12 protein-coding genes and 2 pseudogenes are annotated in these 14,472 nt (G+C 50.6%); 11 read left to right on the top strand and 3 right to left on the bottom strand.

The window, feature by feature from the left end; all coding sequences use genetic code 11:
* The 10 genes and pseudogenes from HMPREF2883_RS03715 to HMPREF2883_RS03700 all read left to right on the top strand — a co-directional run.
* A partial coding sequence (locus tag HMPREF2883_RS03715; protein ID WP_176747137.1) for an S-ribosylhomocysteine lyase occupies positions 1–215 on the top strand: 215 nt, incomplete at its 5' end.
* Positions 216–570: 355 nt separating this feature from the next.
* On the top strand, positions 571–1,479 hold the full coding sequence (locus HMPREF2883_RS14010; RefSeq protein ID WP_075370954.1) for a class I SAM-dependent methyltransferase: 909 nt from the start codon (positions 571–573) through the stop codon (positions 1,477–1,479).
* A complete protein-coding gene (locus tag HMPREF2883_RS14005; RefSeq protein WP_075370955.1) occupies positions 1,476–2,669 on the top strand; it encodes an acyltransferase family protein in 1,194 nt (397 codons plus the stop codon). Before HMPREF2883_RS14010 ends, HMPREF2883_RS14005 begins: the two co-directional genes overlap by 4 nt.
* 123 nt (positions 2,670–2,792) lie before the next feature.
* Positions 2,793–3,200 carry a DUF5360 family protein gene (locus tag HMPREF2883_RS03710; protein WP_070659031.1) on the top strand — a complete coding sequence of 136 codons (408 nt, stop codon included), beginning with the start codon at positions 2,793–2,795 and terminating at the stop codon, positions 3,198–3,200.
* 45 nt (positions 3,201–3,245) lie between these two features.
* Positions 3,246–4,451: a methionine adenosyltransferase gene (gene metK, locus HMPREF2883_RS14000; RefSeq protein WP_075370956.1), complete on the top strand. Its 1,206-nt coding sequence runs from the start codon at positions 3,246–3,248 to the stop codon at positions 4,449–4,451.
* Positions 4,452–4,458: 7 nt separating this feature from the next.
* Positions 4,459–4,824: a DMT family transporter gene (locus tag HMPREF2883_RS13995; RefSeq protein ID WP_075370965.1), complete on the top strand. Its 366-nt coding sequence runs from the start codon at positions 4,459–4,461 to the stop codon at positions 4,822–4,824.
* Positions 4,821–5,144, top strand: a complete 324-nt coding sequence (locus HMPREF2883_RS13990; protein ID WP_075370957.1) for a DMT family transporter — start codon at positions 4,821–4,823, stop codon at positions 5,142–5,144. The genes HMPREF2883_RS13995 and HMPREF2883_RS13990 overlap by 4 nt, the downstream gene beginning before the upstream one ends.
* A 28-nt stretch (positions 5,145–5,172) precedes the next feature.
* Complete coding sequence (locus HMPREF2883_RS13985; RefSeq protein WP_075370958.1) at positions 5,173–6,147, top strand: phosphatidylglycerol lysyltransferase domain-containing protein; 975 nt, start codon at positions 5,173–5,175, stop codon at positions 6,145–6,147.
* A 92-nt stretch (positions 6,148–6,239) separates the two neighbouring features.
* Positions 6,240–8,204, top strand: coding sequence for an SDR family NAD(P)-dependent oxidoreductase (locus tag HMPREF2883_RS14635; RefSeq protein ID WP_141759019.1), 1,965 nt, complete (start codon positions 6,240–6,242; stop codon positions 8,202–8,204).
* 98 nt (positions 8,205–8,302) lie between these two features.
* Positions 8,303–9,812, top strand: a pseudogene (locus tag HMPREF2883_RS03700) (IS1634 family transposase).
* Positions 9,813–9,909: 97 nt separating this feature from the next.
* On the opposite strand, the gene HMPREF2883_RS03695 reads toward HMPREF2883_RS03700, so the two are convergent.
* The 3 genes from HMPREF2883_RS03695 to HMPREF2883_RS03680 all read right to left on the bottom strand — a co-directional run bounded on the left by HMPREF2883_RS03695 (position 9,910) and on the right by HMPREF2883_RS03680 (position 13,778).
* The gene (locus HMPREF2883_RS03695) at positions 9,910–10,251 is read right to left on the bottom strand and encodes a hypothetical protein (RefSeq protein WP_070659029.1); all 342 of its coding nucleotides are present in this window, start codon (positions 10,249–10,251) and stop codon (positions 9,910–9,912) included.
* A 223-nt stretch (positions 10,252–10,474) separates the two neighbouring features.
* Positions 10,475–12,181, bottom strand: a complete 1,707-nt coding sequence (locus HMPREF2883_RS13970; protein WP_218079121.1) for a UvrD-helicase domain-containing protein — start codon at positions 12,179–12,181, stop codon at positions 10,475–10,477.
* Positions 12,174–13,778: an ATP-dependent nuclease gene (locus HMPREF2883_RS03680; protein WP_070659026.1), complete on the bottom strand. Its 1,605-nt coding sequence runs from the start codon at positions 13,776–13,778 to the stop codon at positions 12,174–12,176. The genes HMPREF2883_RS13970 and HMPREF2883_RS03680 overlap by 8 nt, the downstream gene beginning before the upstream one ends.
* Before the next feature lie 243 nt (positions 13,779–14,021).
* Between HMPREF2883_RS03680 and HMPREF2883_RS03675 the strand changes: the two are divergent.
* Positions 14,022–14,472: pseudogene (locus HMPREF2883_RS03675) on the top strand (hypothetical protein); the annotation flags it as partial.

Raw genomic sequence — 14,472 nt, 5'->3', positions numbered from 1 at the left:
TCATGCTGGGGGTGGGGACCGAGGAGTTCCTGCCACTGCTGGAAGCGACCTTCCGCGACATCCTCACCGCCCGGGAGGTGCCGGCGGCCAACGAGGTCCAGTGCGGCTGGGGGGCGAACCACTCGCTGGCCGCCGCCCAGGAGGCGGTGCGCGACTTCCTCGCCGCCCGCGAGGAGTGGACGCAGGTCATAATCAGCCGCCCCAGCCCCATTTAATCTGGCAATAAATCCCCAGACATTCCGGTAATCATCGAACTACATTCAACGCCGGGCAATTCGCATTTTCCAGACATGCCCCGGAGTTCAACGATGCGAAATTAAGCCAAGCTCAAAACTCCAACTAAGAGCGCACAAAATCCTAGCCTGCCACACATAAGTACAACTGTGCAGAGCAGAGACAGCGGCGATCCCACACCCTCTTGTATCGAATAGACACTGCAGACACCTGTAGAAAGTTGAGTGCACCCAAACAAAGCGTTCTTATAGCAGCACTGAGAGCCCTACCACATTCCCGAACAAGAATCCATAGATCGCCCTGCCTCAGGATGATACACACCAAGGAGATCACGCGATGAACTATCCAGATGCACTCAAAGGCGTAATAGTGGCCGCCCGGTATATCAAACAAAAGATTCACCACAACTACGCAGACATCAGCAAAGACTATGACAGTGTAGCACAGACTTACGACGACCATTACAGCAAATGCCTACTTAGTGGTCTGCGAGTATTTTCGCAGACAGCAAGCAACAATCTTCAAAAAAATGACTCATTAAAACAATGCCTCGAACTAGCTGCCGGTACTGGCGAATCAACGAGACTACTATGGGACATCGAAGCGATCAAAAAATGTGAACGCTACGTACTCGTGGATCGCTCAAAAAAAATGTTAGACCGCAACAGGTTGAAAACGAGCCAACGTCAAGAAACTCATGGAAAAACAGACTACGTCGTAAGCGATGCAATCGAGTTTTTGAAACGGCAGCCAGCTAATTCTTTTGACGCAGTATTCTGCGCATGGGGCGTCTGCTACATTCCGGCCTCGACCATGAAAGATGAGTTATCACGTATCCTGCGCCCGAACGGATATGTAGCAATCATTGAAAACCGAGTAGGAACGCTTAGAGAGCTCGAAAAAGTTCTGCTAACAGTAGTTAAAAAGCATCCATCAATGCTTGAAAAAGCAATACCGATTGAACTACCGAAAAACAGTAATGCGATTTCTAAGTCGTACTTCCCGCGTTCTGTCGAAACGCTATCCACGTACGACGGAGAAGAATCAGTTCGATTGTATGATACCGATTCGATAATGAAGTATATTATGGAATCTGGAATAGCTGCTGGCTACGTTGACGCTATATCCACAAATAAAAGGAAATACTTTATAGATTGTGTCGCCGATGAAATCAATGACATTGGGGCCGAAAATCTTCCCATAATTCATCGTTACTCTATAGCGACAGGCATTAACCACCAATGAGTTTATTTCAGTCAAATAAAAAACTCTCATTACGTCTATCCGCTACCGAGCCGGGCAACAAAGTCCGGGTTCCAGACAGAATATGGGTTAAGACCACAGAGCTACGAGGGCTATGTGCGCTGTACGTGCTCTTAAGTCACATTTGGTACCAAGTATGGCCTGCAGCCGCGCCCCCTTGGGGCTACAGGCGGCTACCCAGCGGAAGTATACGCTACTTGACCGGCATATTTTATAACGGTCATTTTGCCGTAGTAGCATTTATTGTACTTAGCGGATACTCTCTAGGCGTTGCAGCATACTCGCGGGGCGTAGATTTCGATATCTGCAACTTCGCATACCGGAGGTGTAGGCGAATACTTCCTCCCTACTATGCCGCAACGATCCTATCGGCCATCGTCGCTACGCTTGTCATCAACAAAAAAACCAATAGTCAATGGGATATAAGCATTCCAGTCACTTTAAAGGATATGATCAGTCATATTCTTCTGTTGCAAGACTTTACTGACCAAACCCGCATAAACTATGCCCATTGGTCAGTAGCGACAGAATTCCATTTATACCTAATACTTCCCTTTATGCTCTTCATGATAGAACGAGCTGGCGCACTTCGTTCGACAGTATACACTACATCGGCAACGATAATTCTAATGACTCTGGTGGCAGTTCTCGGAGGAAAAGATATCGCAAGTTATCTAGGATTCATCCTATATTTCTATCTGGGTGCCATAATTGCCCGGATCTCCGTAAAACGGAAATTTGAAGTATCTCCAGAATGCACTAAAGTGACTCGCGTCATTTCATTAATTCTATTAGCGAGCGCATTTATCATTCCAACGATAGGTGGTGTAGAAGCGACAGACAAGTACCTTTTTGTTCTCGATGCTACGGTCGCAATTTCTTGCTGTGCCTGGCTGCTTGCACTACCTTCTACCACGCCAAGGCGCATCTCGAGTGGAAGGCAGCGTTTCATCACATTAGTTTCAACTTGGCTACACCAAAGCGGAAAATTCTCCTACAGTCTGTACTTAGTGCACGCGCCCATTATAGCCATCGTATGGACGAGCCTTGGAGGGGAGAGGCTAGCTGATAAGGTGATGTTCATACTGCTCATCCCGATAGGAGGGATCGCCTCGCTAGTATTCTCATACGGATTCTACAAGCTATTTGAAAAGCCATACTTGTCTCACTAGCGATGAAGGTTCGATTGCCATGCCAAACAGCAGAACAAACAATAGATTCGCAATTGCAGCATATGAGCAACTGTGATAATGTAATGTTGAAGACAGCAACTCTAACGGAAGGAATTGATCCACATGCGCGCATTTTTCAAACCACTGCTTGTCCTAGTTGACGCAGGACTCTTATTATACTGGTTCATGGTAATTACAGACTTGTTTCCCAAAGATCTACGCTTCAGAGACTACAGCAATGAGATAGTGCAGGCATGGAACTGGTCTTTCTTTCCGCTCGATGTAGCCGCTGCATTGGTCGTGTTTCTAGGCGTGTTCTTGATGAATCGAAAAATTGCAGCAGGCGAGCTTGTGCTTATGTTCGGATTGACTTTAACGTTCTGTGCAGGGTTTATGGCGATATCATTCTGGGCCTACTACGGAGACTTTGAGATATTCTGGTGGGGAGCTAACTCGATTCTTATGATCGTACCATTACTCGTGTTTGCTAATATGATTTATGAAAAAATGAGGCCCACACAGGTTAGCTAACTAGTATCTTGTTCGTATCTAATGTATCAATCCAAGGAAGTTGTTATGCGTAGTAGGTCCCTTCGTTCCTTCACCTCCGAATCGGTCACAGAAGGACATCCAGATAAGGTTTGTGACCGTATCTCAGATGCAATTTTAGATGCTATCCTCGAACAAGACAAACATGCTCATGTTGCTATTGAGACGATGATAACAAAAGGGCTTGTTCATGTAGCTGGTGAGGTGACTACTGAAGCATATGTAGAAATTCCAGATATAGTGCGTCAGGAGATTGTCAACGTCGGATATACATCTTCCGAAGTCTGCTTCGATGGCAACTCATGTGGAGTATCTGTGTCAATTGGTCGTCAATCACCAGACATATCAGCTGGAGTAAACACTGCACTTGAAGCACGCAACACAACAGACACTGTTGATGCTTTTGACATGCAAGGTGCGGGCGATCAAGGCATAATGTTTGGCTACGCGTGCGACGAAACGCCTGTTCTTATGCCTCTAACTATACATCTTGCTAATCGTCTAGCTGAGCGTCTTGCATACGTTAGAAAGATGGGCATTGTTCAAGGCCTCAGACCAGACGGAAAGACGCAGGTAACTGTGGGGTATGATGGATACACACCTGTTGAGTTGCAGAGCGTAGTTATTTCGACACAACACGACCCAGATCGGACTCAATCCTGGATCAAGAGCGCATTAGTTGAAGAAGTCATTCGTCCCGTTTTAGAGCACGAAAAGGAAAACGGACTTCAGCTAATTGATAATGACGTCCAGATTTTAATTAATCCGTCTGGTCGCTTTGTCCTAGGAGGACCTGCTGCAGACGCAGGTCTAACAGGGCGTAAAATTATCATTGATACATATGGAGGCGCAGCACGCCATGGAGGCGGTGCGTTCTCTGGTAAAGATCCTTCCAAGGTGGATCGCTCAGCAGCTTACGCCATGCGATGGATCGCAAAGAATATCGTCGCCGCAGGTTTGGCAAAACGATGTGAACTTCAAGTCGCCTACGCTATCGGTGCGGCTAAACCAGTTGGATTGTACGCCGAAACGTTCGGTACGGAGAATGTACCGACTCATCAAATCATTGACGCAGTTAATCGCGTTTTCGATTTAAGGCCAGCAGCAATAATTCAGGAGCTAGATCTTTTGAAGCCGGTATTTCACCAAACTAGTTCTTACGGTCATTTTGGAAGAGATGGGTTTACTTGGGAGGAGGTAAACCGTGCGGAGGTACTCGGTGGTCTTTTCTAACATTGAAATTTCGAGAACTTCCAGAGCTTGGGGAGCTTTGCTCTGCGCTGTAGTGTCAGAAGTATCTGCAACTTTGGCACTTAAAAAAGCTCTAGAGGTGCCTGAGTACTATACTGTTGTTCTGATTGGCTACGCTCTTTCATTCGTTTTTCTCTCGCTAGTGTTGAGATTGGGGATGGCTCTTGGTGTCGCCTACGGAATATGGGGCGCGCTCGGAGTGGCATTGACATCCGTACTGTCGGTCGTTCTGTTTGGTGAACCTATAAACATCACGGCAGTAGTAGGTATTTCGTTTATCGTTTTGGGTGTACTGCTGGTGGAACTAGGATCACAGTCACATAGTGCATCGGAAGGAAAGGACAGTACGGAATGAGTTTGCTCTACCTTTTAGGCGCAATTGCTTCCGAAGTCACTGCGACTTTATCCTTGAAACTCGCATCCGACGGTAAGGGTTACAAATGGTACCTTCCGGTCATCCTGGGATACTTAGCTGCCTTTGTCATGCTTACCTATACACTGAAAGCAGGGCTTCCCTTGGGTGTTGCCTACGGAATTTGGTCCGCGGGAGGCGTCGCTATAACTGCAGTAGCTTCCCGATTGCTTTTTCAAGAAACGTTGAATCGCATGGCGGTTCTAGGTATCCTACTGATTACAGTTGGCGTGTTTATGGTGGAAATATCCAGCGCGCACTAATCTTCACACTATCAACAGGAATATCGAGATGATTAATGAGTCGTCCTTAGATTCTCTCGTGCATAAGTACGGTTGCTTTTCACTCGCTGGTTCTGTCCAGCAGCCAGGTATCAAGTATTTTGGGGATTCTTCTGGCGTAATAGCTTATGCGGAAAGTGGATCATTCCCACACGCAACTTGGATTGCTCTTGGAGATCCGTTAGCTCCGCTATCTTTGTGGGAAGAACTAATCCGAAAGTTCACGATACAGGTTTCTGATACCGCATTCTTGAATATAGGCCAACAGGCGGCGAGTATTCTGCAGAAAGAAAACTTTACCATTAATGACTTCGGATGGGAGGGTATTATACAACTAGATGAATACACTCTCGATGGTCCCAAGAAACAGAACATTAGAAATGCTGTCAGACGAATAGAGAAATTAGGATACAAGGTCGACGAACTATCGATAGATGAGAACTGGAACGAGATTAGCCAGGTTTCACAAAACTGGCTTCGGTTCCGCAGTAGCCGTAGACCTGAGAATAGGCTGGTTACCCGTCCACTAATGAAACGAGGTAGATTTCAAAGGCTGTTCGGACTCTGGTCGCCTGATGGACTATTAGTGCATTTGGTTTCATTTGATGAGATTTGGAGGGAAGGTTCTATCATAGGATACCATTCCAATATCAATCGAAGCACTGATCAATCACCTAAAAACGCGGATTATGCCATCCACTGTCACGTCATGGATGTTCTTCGAAATGAAGGTATACCAATGCTGTCTTTAGGGCTTTGCCCGGACTTTTCAGATCATTCGGAGGGCTTGGAGCAAAACAGATACCTTTCACTCACACTTAGTTATGCCCAACGATTCGGTGGAAGTATCTACAACTTTGGTGGTATCGCCGAACATAAAGCAGAGTTTAGGCCAACATACAAGAGAAGAGTGTATCTCGCAATTCAGAAGCCCTGGCCGTTATCTACAGTACTCGCAGGATTGCGTTTTTCAAGTTTGATGTAATTTGACTTGGCACATCGTGTGTATCCAGCCTATGTGATCGTGCCCTACGTAGGGAATTTTCGTTCACCATTATATAAGAAAGTCGTTTATTGATGTCGGTTAAGCCCAGCAACAACCCGATCTATTTTGTCACAGGTGCAACAGGATTTCTCGGAAGGCAACTCGTTTTAGAGATTTCTCGCAGCGATCCTAATGCGAAAATTTTGGTGTTGTTACGTTGTATTGAAACTCCCGAGTTTGACGAATGGCTTTCCTCTCGTCTTCAGTCGTTGGACAATATAGTTAAAGTGCAGGGCGATATTACTCTGAACGATTGTGGTCTGGAGAGTTCAGTCATAGAAATGCTAGCGTCGTCTTCACTAGCAGTATTTCATTGCGCAGCACATTACGATTTAAGTTGCACAGAAACTGCGATTGACACGCTTGTAAACGTCGATGGAACCGCTCACGTGATTGCTCTGGCTGAACGATGCACTGCAAAGAGTTTTCATCATGTTAGTTCTATTGCAGTCGCCGGTGATTACCATGGATTTTGGACCGAAGAAAGTTTTGATGAAGTAAATACTTGGCCAAACTCTTACGGTGCCTCTAAGCATCAGGCAGAACGGCTTGTGAGGAATAGTTCAGTACCAAGCAAGAAGATATACCGTTTAGGTGTTCTTCTTGGCGACACAAACACCGGCAGTTATTTTAAGGAAGACGGTGTTTATAGTTTCTTTCCCTTGCTCAATAATTTCACACGAAGAGTTCCATCAACCGTTCCGTTACCGACTTTTGGATGGGGAGCTGTACCTCTGTGCCCAGTCGACTATGCGGCCAGAGCGATCTTTGTCCTGTCGAAAGACTCGATGACAGAAGTGTCTAAAGATACTGAAGTCTTCCATGTATTTGAAGATGAAGTGCTGCGTGCAGACGACATCGTACGACTTGTACTCGAAGCTGCTGGCCATCGCCGTACCTTCAACCTAAGCTGGTTGTCGCATGCTACGTCCGTTACTTCAGATCGCTCAAAATTAGATGGTGTGTTGTCGGGGATCATCACTGATTTTTCTAGAATCCTTAAGGATTTTAGTGTTCCACTGGAACTCTTCTATCAGTTTTGTTCCCCTACTCAGTTTGATAACACTACAACGTCCACTAAGCTTGCCAAACTGGGAGTTTTTTCTAGTCGGTTCGCTGATTACGTTCCTCGTATTTGGCATGGATGGCTTGCCGAGAGTGCTCTGCGCTCTAAGAGAGAACGTGAGACATTTTTCTTAGGAAAACGCGTTGTCATCACGGGCGCAACTTCTGGCATTGGTAAGAAAATGATGATGAAGGTGATCGATCGTGGCGGCGAGGTTATCGTGCTTGGTCGAAATCCCGATAAGTTTACTGCGGGCTTCACTTCTGGCGCTGCACGAGATCGAGTTAAGTTTGTGCAGTGTGATCTTCTCAGCAATTCGTCTATCGACACTGCTGCGGCTTCTCTCAAGCAAATGGGGTCTATTGATATACTCATCAACTCAGCGGGGTTATCAATTGATCGTCCTTTCGCATTGATGTCGACAGATCTTCGTGGTATCGCACGTATGACTCAGACTAACTTTCTTGGGCCTTTGCGTATTGTTCGCGCATTGCTGGACACTCTAGTAGAACAGGAAGGGGCTCGAGTCGTAACGCTTTCTTCAGTTTCAACTCAGCTTGCTGTACCAGGATTTGGTGCTTATTCCGCTACGAAAGCCGCTCTTGACCAGATGTTCACTGTCCTGTCTACAGAGTTGGCTGGTACTGGTATTGGGTTCACATCTGTGAAATTGCCTCTTGTTAAGTCTCCAATGACGCGCCCTAATCGTAGATTGAGAAATGTACCTATGTTGTCGGAGAATGATGCGGCGGAACTTATACTTTCTGCTATAGTTAGCGGCGAACGAGAGGTAAGCCATCCAGTTGCTCGCCTGTTTGAAGTGGTTAGGGTAATTAATCCTTCTACTGCCTCGTCTTTGTCTACTATTGGCTCTCAGATATTCATTAGAGCCCCCTATATTGCGAAGTTGTTGGGGAATCGTTTTCACTGATTCGATTTGGCTCATTGTGGGGTGGTTGGGGTGCGCACTAACGTGGGGGTATGAGTCCGTACGTTCGCACGGTCAGGACGGCGTCGGGGGCCCGTGCGGTGCAGATTGTGCACTCCTCCCGGAAGGGGCGCGCAGCATCGAGCACATTGGCTCGGCCCATGATGACGCTGAGCTGGCGGTGCTCAAGGAGGTCGCCAGGCAACGGCTCAACGCCGGCCAGCTCAGCTTCGACCTGCTGGGCCTGAACAGCGAGAACGACGCAGGTTCTGCGCCGCAGGAACCGGCTGGGACGGGGTGCGTGGCACCTATCGCCTCCAACCGGATGGGAGTGCTCCTGGAGGCCCTGGAGGTGGCTTGGAAGGCGGTGGGGCTGGACAGGCTCGATGGTGCTGACGAGGTCTTCCGCCAGCTCGTTACCGCCAGACTGATTGAGCCGACCAGCAAGCAGGACTCGTTGCGGGTCCTTACCGAGGCGGGCCTGTCACCGGTGTCCTACGCGACAGTCAAGCGTCATCTGCCCAGCTACGCCGCTGAGGACTTCACCCGGAACCTGTCACGCCTGCTGGCCGGGTACGCCCGCATCGGCCGGGCCTCGCTGGTCCTGTTCGACGCGTATGACCCTGTACTTCGAGACCGACAAGGCCGACGGCTTTCGCGAGCCGGGCTTCTCCAAGGAAAGACGCCTGGAGCCGCAGATCACGGTAGGGCTGCTCACCGACGAGACAGGGTTCCCTCTACGGGCCGGGGCTTTCGAGGGCAAGCAAGGCCGAGACCGCCACCATGATCCCGATGATCAACGACTTCATGGACGCCTACGACCTCGACGACGTGGTGGTCGTGGCTGACGCCGGGATGATCAGCGCCGCCAACAGGCAGGCCCTGGAGAGAGCCTGCCTGTCCTACGTGCTGGGCTCACGCACCTCACGCGTCCCCCACGTGATCAGCTCCTGGCACGACAACCACCCCGACCAGGACGTCCCCGACGGGCTGACCCCGAGTCCCAGCCCTGGCCCGCCGGCCCCAGTGACCAGCGCCGCGACGAGACCATCTACTACCGCTACAGCGCCGACAGAGCCCGACGCACCCTACGCGGGATCGACACCCAGGTCGCCAAGGCCGAGAAAGCCGTCGCAGGAAAGATCCCCGTCAAGCGCAACCGCTTCGTGCACCTGTCCGGCGCCACCCGGAGCATCAACCGCGACCTGGAGAAAAGGGCCCGTACCCTGGCCGGGTGGAAGGGCTACGTCACCAACCTGCCCAACCCCGACCCCGAGACAGTCATCAGCGCCTACCACCGCCTGTACAACATCGAGAAGTCCTTTGCGCATGTCCAAGTCCGACCTGCGAGCACGCCCCATCTACCACCACCTGCGCCAGTCCATCGAGGCCCACCTGACCATCGTCACCGCCGCCCTTGCCATGGCCCGCTGGCTGGAGACCACCACCGGCTGGTCCATCAGACGCCTGATCACCACCACACGCCGCTACCGCACCATCACCATCAACATCGCCGGACACACCCTCACAGCCGCTGACCCCCTCCCACCCGACCTCACCCAAGCCCTCCACAACATCCACCACGACACTAAATTAGCCAACTCAGGTTAAACGTTTCATGTCATTGATTCAAAATATGATGGTAGCTGACGTTTGCCCGTTTCACCGGCTGCTCACTTCACGTAGTGAATCAGCTGCTGGGTATGCGTCACCCATGTTCACGAAGCCATTTCAGTATGCCACGACCATCCGTGATTTCATCGATATCAGTCCATTCCGTCCCGTCATCATCGTGAACATGTGTCTCACGACGGATGCCGACGCCGTCTTCCATAAAGGTATCGGTCGTCGTTTCTGTCCGCCGGTAGTACCCGTCTGATGACCAGTCCTTCCAGGAGCGTTCCCGCGTCGTGCTGGTACCCGCGTAACTGTCGTAGTCATCGACAAAATCACTCAGCTCCTGGGCTTCGTCATCACTGAGCCTCGTAGACGTAATGTCGATGCTCTGCAAGATCTTATCACGAAGCCGCTTCTTCCTACCGCGATCCATTAATCGCTCCTGTCTATCGTGTGCGAACCAAGCCAGATCTCGAGATCTGACGCTGGCGCTTTGATTATAATAGCGCCGTGCTGCAAATCTCCACTTCGCCAGCAAAATCGCACTTCAAATGCTTTGTTCCGGTGGAGTTCGTGGTAAAATTGCTCCCAATTTATCTAATTACCATCCGGCGACTTTGTGCTTACCTTCCATTAGCCGGCTTCACGTCCTCTAATCACCTCTCTGCGATAGCCTTCCAATCGGCTTCTGTAAGCCAGTCATGGATCTGCTGACGATCACTTATTACCGCCGGAAGCAAGTTGGTCAAAAACCGCGACTGTCGTTTGTTCGGAATGAAATCACCAGGTATAACAGAGCTCGAAGTCACGAGCACCCCATGCCGTGCCCTGGAGAGCATAACAGCGAGTGTCCGAGCTTCCTCATCCATCATGGCAGAATTATCACCGGCTTGTATTGCCTGATAACTGGGCAGGTAGTCTTCCTCAAGACCAACGACAACCATCCAATCAAACTGTTGGCCCTTGCCGGCGTGACCAGTGAGCAGATGTATTCCAGCTCGAGTGATGAGTGAATCATTGTCACCAATTTGAATGCGCTTCTGGATAGTATCTGGATTTAGATCCTTCTGCAAGAGATCCAAGCACCAGTCGACCGCACTCGAGAGTGCGGTTCGCTCATCGGGATCTTGCTCATTGTCAAAAGCAACGGCTTGACGAAGGAATGCCAGCGGATCATCTGCGCTGTGGAACTCTGACAGCGACAGCCCTCTCAGCATGCTGCGAATTTTCTGCGCTATAGACTTATCGAGCACGCCGTCATCCCAAATACAGTATGGAAGGCCACTAGCTGCGATCACTTCGTCGACAAGTTGGCGTCTCCGCTTATTAAGGCGTGCAGAAATGCCGATTCGTTGTTGCGGGGCCTGTCCTTCAGATAGGATCCAGGAACAGAGGTTTTTAATGTATTTTGCCTCCTCCTGTGCACGATTGAACTGTCGGTAGGCAGCCAGCCCACCGCTTGGCCAAGAGTCTGGGGCGGCTGCCGTCAGCACCTGTCCACCAGTCAGACTGTTGAGTGAATTGACTGCAGTTAGCACAGCTGGCGATGAGCGGAATGACTCAGCAAACTCGATGGTTTCGGAGCATTCGGTTTCGAGTTCCTTTTTGACATATTCAGGCTGAGCGCCGGCAAAGGCGTAGATTCCTTGAGCTAGGTCGCCTGCGTAGGTAGTCTTCTTGTAGCCAATGCGCTGCACAACCCGCAGTTGCTGCGGCGTTAAGTCTTGGAACTCGTCGACGATGATTGCCCCAAAGTGCTGCCGATAGAGTGCCGCCACCTCATCGTTGGCAAGGATCAACTCAGCAAGCCTCGGCAGATCATCGTAGGTCAAGCGACTCTCGGCTTGGCGCTGCTCCTCAATCATGAATGCATACTGGTTGCCAGAACCCTGAAGTTCAGCCAGAACCTGCTCATCATTCAGCGCTCGACGCTTCGCTGAACTAATGTCGCTCTTAACGTCGTTGGTCAGCCCTTTAAGTTTTAGTGCGCGACAACGCTCGCCCACCCAGTCGTGCTCTGGCATCGTCAGCCTCTTCGGATCGAGGCCGATGACGTTGCTATGAGCTTGGATAATTCTGGCAAAAAGCCCATGGAAGTTGCACACAGTGACCGCTTCACGCATCTCGCGTGGTGTGAGATAGTGGCTCAAGCGGTCGTGCATGTTATCGCGCGCACGTTTGGTGAACGTGGCCACCAGGATGCGTTGTGACGCCCTGACAGCTTGTTGATCGAGCAAGCCCCTTACGCGCAGCGCCAATGTCTCGGTCTTGCCGCATCCGGCGGGCGCGATGATGAGGAGCGAAAGCCCTTTGTGATCTAGGACTTGCGCCTGTTTTGGCGTTATGTCTAGCACTTCAGGCACTCTCGATGTTGTTGAGCAGATCCATGATGCTCTTTATTTTTTCTGCCACCGTTTCATCAAGCATACCTGCAACCATTATCGCACCCTGAGTCTTGTATTTGCTTTTACTGCGCAGAAAAGCTGCGATATCGTCTTTGGTTGGCTCGCCATTTTCGCCATTACGTTCCACGTTGCCGATTTGATTCTTACTGAACGCGCCGCTATGTTGCATAGCGTCCCATAAAACGTTCTTGCTAAACGCTTTTACGTACTCTTCTTCGAGATCTCGTTCGGAGATCCATATGGAATTTTTGTCAAAATCACACTCTTTTACGCCGACACTTTTCGCGGTATCGCCAACGGCATCTCGGTCTATCAGCAATGAAAGTGGAACTTTGAAGCCGTCTCTCCCAAATAGTTGCCAGACCACCTTCATGTCGCCAGCGCCTTCTGCTTCGATGACGCTGACTCCGAGACGATCAAGATCGTGCCCAGTTAGTTCGGCGATTCGTTCGAGGATAATCCGATCAGCCGTACCTTCAACAGCCACAACATGGCGCGCTGTCAAGGGCTCTAACTTATCGCGTACCCACCAACGGAGCATTGCGCGTTGATCGTCATCAAGAATCCGCGACTTTGGTTGAATAACTTCGCCACCTTCGCGGATCGACACAATCAGTTCGGGATCGAAAGCACTGACAATGTCAGGCGAATGTGTCGCGATGATCTTCTGGTTGCTCCCATTCTTCAGCAGCCGAGCCAGGCTGCGCTGGCTGCCGGGATGGAGGTGGATCTCAGGCTCGTCGATCGCAACGATGTTTGCACCATTTGAGATCAGGTCGTACAAGGCAATCGCGTAGATGGCGCGCTTGCCGTCTGACTGCTCGCTGATCGACTTTTTGTTGACTTCAAGGCGCACCCCCTTTAGTACGTTATTGTCAGCAGCAGCCCCAGGAACGAAACTCAAATCGCCCTGTGCAACTCTCTCTGGCAACGCTGTACTGAGCTGGTCAGCCATCGCACCGCGGAGTTCCGACAGGGCAACTGAGTTTTGAAGTTTCTCGCTAATCTCTTTAATTATCTCTTCAAAGTCGGCTTGCTCGTCACCAAGTTCCACATTAGTTAGCACGTCATCCAACAAAGAACGCCGGTCATCGCTCATGCTGCGTGCACGATCATTGGCATTGAGCAGCGTCCACCCGATGGCCTGTAACTGTTCCCGCGATAGCTGCCGTCCGGTATTTTTGTTCGGTACGGCGCGTGTTACGGAGAGTGTTTCAAGATCGTCGAAGCTGGCTTCAAGGCGGATCGTTAGCGTCTGCTCTTTCTCACCGTTTGGGTCAACCGTGATCTCATCGGGAAATAACGCTTGTTCGGTATCCGAGAAGCCACAAAGATCGGCTTCGACAGCAAAGGGATGATCTGGATCGCGAAGATCCTCAGGTGTGATTTGGTTGTACAGCTGCCCGGTGCTAGCACCTAGCAAGAGGTCAAGGCAACGCAGCAGCGATGATTTGCCAACGTCGTTTGGGCCGATGAGCACCATATGCTGGCGAACCTCCAGCTCCAGATCCTGGAGACGCCTGTGGTTTTCAACTTTGACTCGCGTGAGACGCATATCGTTCCTTTTTACTTTACTGATGTATTTGACGGCTTAACGAATATTTTACAGTTTAGGTGACGCTTACCCTTACGCAAATGTCTCCATTGGTCGTCATTGCCCCGGTACGAAGTAACACGCTCACAAGATATCGCCCCGTCAAGCCATCTCTGTTGTGCCGTGACAAAACTGCAACATTATGCGACTCTGAGACGCCGACCTTTCAAAGTGTACTATAAAAGTGCTAAAATTAATAACGTAATGCCCGATGTCGAGTCCTCTCCCCACCACCGCCTCCGCCGGCTCAAAGCCGCGCTGTTGGCTGTTTCCCTGACGCTGGCAGGCATCCTCCTCATGATGCTTAACGCCTGGCTGGCGCCGCTGCAGTTGGGAAGCTGGCAGTGGCTGCATGCCCTGCCGCTGGGCGAGCTGGGTGGGACGCTGTTTGGTGCGGGGCTGCTGTCGACGTTCTTCGAGTACACCTTCCGGAGAGACCAGGAGGCGCACACGCTGGCCCGCTTCCGCCAGATCATCCGCGAGGAGGCTCCGGCGATGCGTGATGCGGTGGTAGAGGGCTTCGCCATCCACCCTGAAGACTTGAAGCGTGTGGCCACGCCGGAGCTGCTGGACGACATCGCGGCCAATGTGATGGCGCTGCGCCTGGGCGATGAGCAGTTCGCTCGGGAGATCTACCGCGACATCCGAGACCAAG

It is taken from the genome of Actinomyces sp. HMSC075C01 (assembly GCF_001812965.1).
GTDB classification, from domain to species: Bacteria; Actinomycetota; Actinomycetes; order Actinomycetales; family Actinomycetaceae; genus Actinomyces; species Actinomyces acetigenes.
Note: the sequence above shows the minus strand (reverse complement) of the source record. Positions and strands in the feature narration are given on the sequence as shown.

Bases quoted from the DNA above. Each gene is read 5' to 3' on its own strand.
- HMPREF2883_RS03710 (WP_070659031.1), top strand. From the start codon at position 2,793: ATGCGCGCATTTTTCAAACCACTGCTTGTCCTAGTTGACGCAGGACTC.
- HMPREF2883_RS14010 (WP_075370954.1), top strand. From the start codon at position 571: ATGAACTATCCAGATGCACTCAAAGGCGTAATAGTGGCCGCCCGGTAT.
- HMPREF2883_RS13985 (WP_075370958.1), top strand. From the start codon at position 5,173: ATGATTAATGAGTCGTCCTTAGATTCTCTCGTGCATAAGTACGGTTGC.
- metK (WP_075370956.1), top strand. From the start codon at position 3,246: ATGCGTAGTAGGTCCCTTCGTTCCTTCACCTCCGAATCGGTCACAGAA.
- HMPREF2883_RS13990 (WP_075370957.1), top strand. From the start codon at position 4,821: ATGAGTTTGCTCTACCTTTTAGGCGCAATTGCTTCCGAAGTCACTGCG.
- HMPREF2883_RS03695 (WP_070659029.1), bottom strand. From the start codon at position 10,251: ATGGATCGCGGTAGGAAGAAGCGGCTTCGTGATAAGATCTTGCAGAGC.
- HMPREF2883_RS03680 (WP_070659026.1), bottom strand. From the start codon at position 13,778: ATGCGTCTCACGCGAGTCAAAGTTGAAAACCACAGGCGTCTCCAGGAT.
- HMPREF2883_RS14005 (WP_075370955.1), top strand. From the start codon at position 1,476: ATGAGTTTATTTCAGTCAAATAAAAAACTCTCATTACGTCTATCCGCT.
- HMPREF2883_RS14635 (WP_141759019.1), top strand. From the start codon at position 6,240: ATGTCGGTTAAGCCCAGCAACAACCCGATCTATTTTGTCACAGGTGCA.